Source organism: Colidextribacter sp. OB.20 (assembly GCF_009911595.1).
GTDB lineage: Bacteria > Bacillota > Clostridia > Oscillospirales > Oscillospiraceae > Lawsonibacter.
The window spans coordinates 24,347-30,681 of record NZ_QWKG01000050.1; the positions used below are offsets into that span (position 1 = coordinate 24,347).

Annotated in this window: 7 protein-coding genes and 1 pseudogene; 5 read left to right on the plus strand and 3 right to left on the minus strand. The window is 61.5% G+C overall.

Annotation, left to right across the window (positions count from 1 at the left end; genetic code table 11):
• Nucleotides 1–7 precede the first annotated feature (7 nt).
• Both D1641_RS12700 and D1641_RS12705 read right to left on the minus strand, forming a co-directional pair.
• Nucleotides 8–940: a helix-turn-helix transcriptional regulator gene (locus D1641_RS12700; protein ID WP_160666281.1), complete on the minus strand. Its 933-nt coding sequence runs from the start codon at nucleotides 938–940 to the stop codon at nucleotides 8–10.
• Between the two features lie 157 nt (nucleotides 941–1,097).
• Nucleotides 1,098–1,580: a deaminase gene (locus tag D1641_RS12705; RefSeq protein WP_160666283.1), complete on the minus strand. Its 483-nt coding sequence runs from the start codon at nucleotides 1,578–1,580 to the stop codon at nucleotides 1,098–1,100.
• Nucleotides 1,581–1,772: 192 nt separating this feature from the next.
• Here D1641_RS12705 and D1641_RS12710 point away from each other — a divergent pair, with 192 nt between their 5' ends.
• The 4 genes from D1641_RS12710 (at nucleotide 1,773) to D1641_RS12725 (ending at nucleotide 5,320) form a co-directional block, all read left to right on the plus strand.
• Nucleotides 1,773–2,168 carry a hypothetical protein gene (locus D1641_RS12710; protein ID WP_160666285.1) on the plus strand — a complete coding sequence of 132 codons (396 nt, stop codon included), beginning with the start codon at nucleotides 1,773–1,775 and terminating at the stop codon, nucleotides 2,166–2,168.
• Nucleotides 2,169–2,395: 227 nt separating this feature from the next.
• Nucleotides 2,396–3,784, plus strand: a complete 1,389-nt coding sequence (locus tag D1641_RS12715; protein ID WP_160666287.1) for an NAD(P)/FAD-dependent oxidoreductase — start codon at nucleotides 2,396–2,398, stop codon at nucleotides 3,782–3,784.
• A gap of 218 nt (nucleotides 3,785–4,002) precedes the next feature.
• Complete coding sequence (locus D1641_RS12720; protein ID WP_160666289.1) at nucleotides 4,003–4,509, plus strand: hypothetical protein; 507 nt, start codon at nucleotides 4,003–4,005, stop codon at nucleotides 4,507–4,509.
• Between the two features lie 49 nt (nucleotides 4,510–4,558).
• Nucleotides 4,559–5,320: an MBL fold metallo-hydrolase gene (locus D1641_RS12725; RefSeq protein ID WP_160666291.1), complete on the plus strand. Its 762-nt coding sequence runs from the start codon at nucleotides 4,559–4,561 to the stop codon at nucleotides 5,318–5,320.
• Nucleotides 5,321–5,430: 110 nt separating this feature from the next.
• Here the strand turns inward: D1641_RS12725 and D1641_RS12730 are convergent, their stop codons facing one another.
• Nucleotides 5,431–5,631 (minus strand): hypothetical protein, encoded by a 201-nt coding sequence (locus tag D1641_RS12730; protein ID WP_160666293.1) that lies wholly within the window; start codon nucleotides 5,629–5,631, stop codon nucleotides 5,431–5,433.
• Nucleotides 5,632–5,651: 20 nt separating this feature from the next.
• On the opposite strand from D1641_RS12730, the pseudogene D1641_RS12735 reads away from it, so the two are divergent.
• Nucleotides 5,652–6,335 (plus strand): annotated as a pseudogene (locus D1641_RS12735) (tRNA uridine-5-carboxymethylaminomethyl(34) synthesis GTPase MnmE); the annotation flags it as partial.

The following is a 6,335-nucleotide window of genomic DNA, read 5'->3' on the forward strand; positions in this document are numbered from 1 at the left end:
TTTATAGCTAATTCCAATACAGCTTTAAGATCAGCGCGGCCGTCCCCTCCCGCAGCGTTCCAGGCTGGGGGTCGTTGGTAGTACCCAGTATCTGGGTCCTCCAATAGCCGCTCCGCTCCTCATTCAGACCAAGCTCCATCAGGACCGCTCCGTGCTCCCGGTCCACAACAGCCCGGCTGGCATAGGAGATGGTTGAGCCGTTGTCCAGATAGGGAAGCACGCTGTCGAATATATCGGCGAAGCCGGACACCGTCCCGCTGCCGAACCGGATTCTGTACCGGCTCCCCTCCCCCTGGCCGATGGGGATGCGGAAGGCCAGGAGCTGTTCCCTGGAGAAGCTCTGGTTCTCCCGGAAAAACTTCGTGTTGGACAGGTTCCAGCTGTTCTTCAGCCCCTCGTGGGTCCACAGCTCCGCCGCGATTCGGTAGCCGTCCATGTCGTCGGCTATGGTGAGATTGTACATACCCAAATAGCTGTAGTCGCCGTTCTGGAAGTTGAGCAGGTCCACCATGGCCTGCTCATTTTCCGTCAGAACGATCTCCTCCAGGATGGTCTCCCGCTGGGGCTTAACGGTGTGCTGATCGACCCAGAGGCCGGCCAGGCCCATCAAAGCCAGCGCCAGCAGCACCGCCGCGGTGATGAACAGCTCCCGCCACCGCTTGATTTTGGGCCGGAGCTGCTCCTCCCCCAGGCGCAGGGTGTCCCGGACCAGCTCGTCGTGGGGCTGCTCCCCGCGCTCCCCAGCCAGCAGCTCGGAGACTGTCAGCCCCAGGGCGTCGGACAGGTGCTCCATCAGGGACAGGTCGGGGAAGTTTTTCCCCAGCTCCCACTTGCTCACCGCCTGGACAGACACATAGACCTTCTCCGCCAGCTCCCGCTGGGTGAGCCCCTTCTCCTTCCGCGTTTGGGCAATCAGCGCCCCGGTTTTTATAGCGTCCATACCATCGCCTCCTCTGTCCCTATCATACCCGGAAGAGGGGGCTTTGGCAATCAACTTCCGGTCAACCCCAGGTTGAACAGGGCAAAAAGTCATGAAAAACAGCGCAAGCGGCCCTGTTTTGAACAGAAAGCCGCTCGCTTGAAAAAATTTCCTGGTTCTACGTCGCCTGAGGCAGGGAGTCGTCCTCCCGGACCCAGTCCTCCACGTGTACCACGGAGTACTCCGTATCCGTGTTGCGGATGACCACCCGCTGGATGCCGGCGTTGATAATGAGCCGGCGGCACATGGAGCAGGAGGTGGCATCGTGGAGCAGCTCGCCGCTCTTGGCCTCCCGGCCGGCCAGATAGAGGGTGGAGCCCAGGGTGTCCCGCCGGGCGGCGGAGATAATGGCGTTCATCTCGGCGTGGACCGAGCGGCACAGCTCATACCGCTCCCCCGAGGGGACGTTCATGGCCTCTCGGGTGCAGTGGCCCAGGTCCATGCAGTTCCTCCTCCCCCGGGGGGCGCCGTTGTAGCCGGTGGAGACAATCTCGTCGTTTTTCACGATGATGGCCCCGTAGCACCGGCGCAGGCAGGTGGAGCGCTCCAGCACCGTCTCGGCGATGTCCAGATAATAGTTTTCCTTGTCAATGCGCCTCATGTCGAACCCTCCCGCATTCTGATGGATGGAAACAGTATAAACGAAAAGTGAAAATGCTGCAATACCTTTGCGAAATTTACATATTGTTTACGAATCCCGCCTTGACGGAGAGGGCGGGAAGAGATATGATAAAGCATATGTCTGGCAGGCGCCTGCGCCTGCCGTCTTCCGTCGGTCAAGGGAGGCACTCTGATGATTCGCAATGCGATCCAGCGATTTATGTATGGCCGCTATGGGAACGACCAGCTGAATCTGTTCCTGATGGGGCTCTATCTGCTGCTCTACCTGGTGTTCATGTTCGTCCGGCTGGAGCTGCTGTATTGGGTGGGGTTTTTGCTGCTGGCGGCTGCCCTGTTCCGTCTGCTCTCCCGGAATATTGAGCGCAGGCAGCAGGAAAACGCCAGGTTCATGCGGGCGGCCGGCCCGTTTTTGAGCTGGCTCCACCTGCGCCGCACCATCCGCCGGGACAAGGAGCACGTCTACTTCAAATGCCCCAGCTGTGGCCAGCAGCTCCGCGTCCCCCGGGGCAAGGGGAAAATTACCGTCACCTGCCGCAGCTGCGGCGCCAGCTTCGAGGAGAAGAGCTGAATATTTTGTCAGAAGCGGCCTGCCGGACCCCGGCGGGCCGTTGTGTTTTGGCCGGGGGTGTGATATACTGGGCAAAACGGCGGGGCGAGGACATTTTGCGGGAAATTTTACTCTGTAGGAGCGCACATTGTGCGCCCGCCCGACCTCGCCGCAATCTACACGGGCGCACAATGTGCGCCCCTACAACATACGCGGAGACAACCCTATAACAATAAGGAGGAGAACCCATGAACGCCAAATACGACGTCGTCATTCTGGGCTGCGGGGAGGCGGGCATCTTTGCCGCCTATGAGCTGGCCCATCTGCACCCGGAGCTGAAGGTGCTGGCCCTGGATCAGGGGGCGGACATCTATCACCGCAGCTGCCCCATTGTGGCGGGGAAGGTGAAGGAGTGCGTCCACTGCCCTGTGTGTCACACCATGTGTGGCTTCGGCGGGGCCGGGGCTTTCTCCGACGGAAAGTTCAACTTCACCACCCAGTTTGGCGGCTGGCTCACCGACTTTATGGAGCCCGCCCATGTGATGGAGCTCATCGACTATGTAGACTCCGTCAATGTGGCCCACGGGGCCACCACCCAGGTCTTTTCCACTGAGAGCGGCGCCGCCCGCCAGCTGGCCCGCCAGGCCCTGGCCTATGACCTCCACCTCCTCCAGGCCCGGTGCAAGCACCTGGGCACCGAGAACAACCTGCGCATCCTCACCAACATCTATGAGGGGCTGGCGGACAAGCTGGAGTTCTCCTTCCACACGGAGGTGGCCTCCATCCAGAGGGCGGACGGCGGCTACCGCCTCATCCTGGCCGAGGGGGGCGAGGTCTCCTGCAAATACCTCATCGCCGCGCCGGGCCGGTCCGGAGCGGAGTGGTTCTCCAACCAGTGCAAGGACCTGGGGCTGGAGCTGCTGAACAACCAGGTGGATGTCGGGGTGCGGGTGGAGCTGCCTGCGGTGGTCTTTGAGCATATCACCGACGTGGTCTACGAGTCCAAGCTGGTCTACCGCACCAAGCAGTACGGCGACAGCGTGCGCACCTTCTGTATGAACCCCTACGGCCACGTGGTGGCCGAGAACGTGGAGGGGATCAACACGGTAAACGGCCACTCCTACGCCGACCCCGCCCTGAGAAGCGAGAACACCAACTTCGCCCTGCTGGTGTCCAACCGCTTTACAAAGCCCTTCAACGAGCCCTACCGCTACGGCAAGCACGTGGCCTCCCTGTCCAATATGCTGGCCGGAGGGGTGCTGGTCCAGCGCTTCGGCGACCTGGTGGGCGGCCGGCGGACCAACGAGCACCGTATGGGCAAGTCCACCGTCCGGCCCACCCTCACCGCCGCCGTGCCCGGCGACCTGTCCCTCACCCTGCCCAAGCGCCAGCTGGACGACCTGATCGAGATGATCTATCAGCTGGACAAAATCGCCCCCGGTACCGCCAACTACGATACTTTGCTCTACGGCGCGGAGGTGAAGTTCTACTCCGCCCGCCTCCAGCTGTCTGAGGAACTGGAGACCGCCCTGCCTAACTTCTTCGCCGCCGGCGACGGCGCCGGTGTCACCCGGGGCCTGGCCCAGGCGGGGGCCTCCGGCATCCAGGCCGCCCGGGCAGTCTGTAAGCGTCTGTAAGACCGCAGGACTGCACCCACAAGGCCCCCTTTTCAAGGGGGCTGTCAGCGAAGCTGACTGGGGGTCTTCCCCGAAAAGCAGATGCGTTTCGATGGGGAAACCCTCCGTCATTTGCTCCGCAAATGCCACCTCCCTTTGCGAAGGGAGGCTTGCCGCCTGCGGGCGGGATATCGGTCCTTTATAACTGAGAATACATGGCAGAAAGGGAGAACTGCGGCATGAATGCACAAGTCGGGGAAGATGTGAAGAACATACAGGAACTGCTCTCTAAAAAAGAGTATCAAGCCGTTTATGACCAGTATGCTTCCGTACTCCAGGACATGCTCTTTGTTCAGAGCTCAGAGGAGTGGCTGGACTTCATCCAGCGGGAGGGCACACTGGAGGAGGAGCCGCTGCGGCTGTATCTGTCGGCTTGGCGGGGCTTGTGCCTGTTGCTGGGCTGCTATGAGGGTGAGGCTACCCGGAAGGTGCTGGACTGGCTCAAGGACAGGATTCCAGGGGAGCTGCTGGAAAAGCTGAGCGGCTTAGCTCCTATTGTCATTGACGTGGATGAGCTGGGCGGCTTAGCTCCTATTGTCATTGACGTGGATGAGCTGGGCGGGACACTGGAAAAACAGATTGCCCCGTATCAGGACGCTTTGACCCAGGCAGGATTTTCATTCCATATAGACTTTGAGGACATCTACTGTGCAGGGGCCTATTTCCTGTCGGTTGGGATGCAGTAAATTGTACAAGGGCGTCCTGTGGTCGCCCCTGCATGCGAAAGGAGTTTTTATGCGTCCCTGGTTTACCACCGAACAATTATCGCCCAACACCTGGGTCATCAGCGAGTACCGCCACTGGGAGGAGACCCACTGCTACCTCCTAATCGGTGAAGACCGCGCCCTGCTCATTGACACCGGCCTGGGCATCTGCAACATTTATAAGGAAATCCAGCGGCTGACGGACAAGCCCGTCATCGCCATTGCCACCCACATCCACTGGGACCACATCGGCGGCCACAAATACTTTCCGGATTTTTACGCTCATGAGGCGGAGCTGGCCTGGCTTCAGGGGGAGTTCCCCCTGTCCATCGAGACGGTCCGGGAGATGGTAGTGGACCGCTGCGACCCTCCAGAGGACTTTGATGTGAGGGCCTATGAGATGTTTCAGGGGATGCCCACCCGAATTTTGAAGGGCGGCGAGCTGCTCGACCTGGGAGGGCGGATCGTCCAGGTGTTCCACACACCGGGCCACTCCCCAGGGCACCTGTGCTTCTGGGAGGAGGAGCGGGGCGACCTGTACACCGGCGACCTGGTCTACCTGGACACCCTATTTGCCTACTACCCCTCCACCGACCCGGAGGCCTATCTGGCCTCTCTGGAAGTAATCGCCGCCCTCCCCGCCCGGCGGGTCCTGCCCGCCCACCACACGCTGGAGGTCTCCCCGGAGCTGCCCTGTCAGATGCGGGATGCCCTCCGCCGGCTGAAACAGGAAGGGAAGCTCCGTCACGGCGCGGGCATTTTTCAATATGCCGGCTGGGGCATCCGACTCTGATTGTTGTGGCGGACCTCCTGCAAAAAGAAGGGGAGAGGGGCCCGGAATTGTCCACGGGGGCCTGAACCTCGGGAATTATTTTGTCACCCTCTATGCAGTTTTTTATCCACTTATTCCACAGGATTGTCCACAGCCGTTTTTCCTGAGACAGCGGGCTTTTCCACATTATCCACAGGCTTTTCCACATCGGTTATGTCAACCCTGTCAATCAGGAATATGCAGGATTTAGTTTCCATAATATTTGTCAAGGCTGAATATTTCACAAACTTTTCCGGGGCGTTTTTCGCAGGAAAAAGTGAATTTTCCGCCACAGAAGGAAAGGAGTGCCCCCATGCCCTTCCAGACGGACACCATTGCCGCCCTGTCCACCCCCCCGGGGCCGGGGGCGATCGGCATCCTGCGCCTGTCGGGGCCCCAGGCTGTCTCCATCGCGGAGAAATGCTTCAAGCCGCTGGGCCGCAAGGCTTTGCGGGATCAGGCCCCCCGGGCGCTGGTCTACGGCGAGCTGCTGGACAGCGGAGGCCAGCCCATCGACCGGGTGCTGTGCACCTACAGCCTGGGGCCCAACAGCTACACCGGGGAGGACACGGCGGAGCTACACTGCCACGGCTCCCCCATGGTGCTCTCTCTGGGGCTGGAGGCCCTCTTCGCCGCCGGGGCCCGGCAGGCGGGGGCGGGAGAATTTACAAAGCGTGCCTTCCTCAACGGCCGGCTGGACCTGGCCCAGGCGGAGGCGGTGGGAGACCTCCTCTCCGCCCGGAGCCGGGAGGGGGCCCGCCACGCGGCGGGCCAGCTGGCCGGGGCGCTGTCCCAGAGGATTGGGGACATTTACTCCGCCCTGGTGGACGTGATGGCCCACTTCCACGCCGTGCTGGACTACCCCGACGAGGATATCGACCCCTTCCGCCTGGAGGAGCTGGACAGCACCCTGGCCGGCCAGGAGGGGGCGCTGTCCGCCCTGCTGGCCACCTGCGGCCGGGGGCGGCGGCTGCGGGAGGGGGTGCCCTGCGCCATC

What these genes read in the sequence shown, in the direction of transcription:
- D1641_RS12700 (WP_160666281.1), bottom strand. Translation starts at nt 940, where the DNA reads ATGGACGCTATAAAAACCGGGGCGCTGATTGCCCAAACGCGGAAGGAG.
- D1641_RS12705 (WP_160666283.1), bottom strand. Translation starts at nt 1,580, where the DNA reads ATGAGGCGCATTGACAAGGAAAACTATTATCTGGACATCGCCGAGACG.
- D1641_RS12710 (WP_160666285.1), top strand. Translation starts at nt 1,773, where the DNA reads ATGATTCGCAATGCGATCCAGCGATTTATGTATGGCCGCTATGGGAAC.
- D1641_RS12715 (WP_160666287.1), top strand. Translation starts at nt 2,396, where the DNA reads ATGAACGCCAAATACGACGTCGTCATTCTGGGCTGCGGGGAGGCGGGC.
- D1641_RS12720 (WP_160666289.1), top strand. Translation starts at nt 4,003, where the DNA reads ATGAATGCACAAGTCGGGGAAGATGTGAAGAACATACAGGAACTGCTC.
- D1641_RS12725 (WP_160666291.1), top strand. Translation starts at nt 4,559, where the DNA reads ATGCGTCCCTGGTTTACCACCGAACAATTATCGCCCAACACCTGGGTC.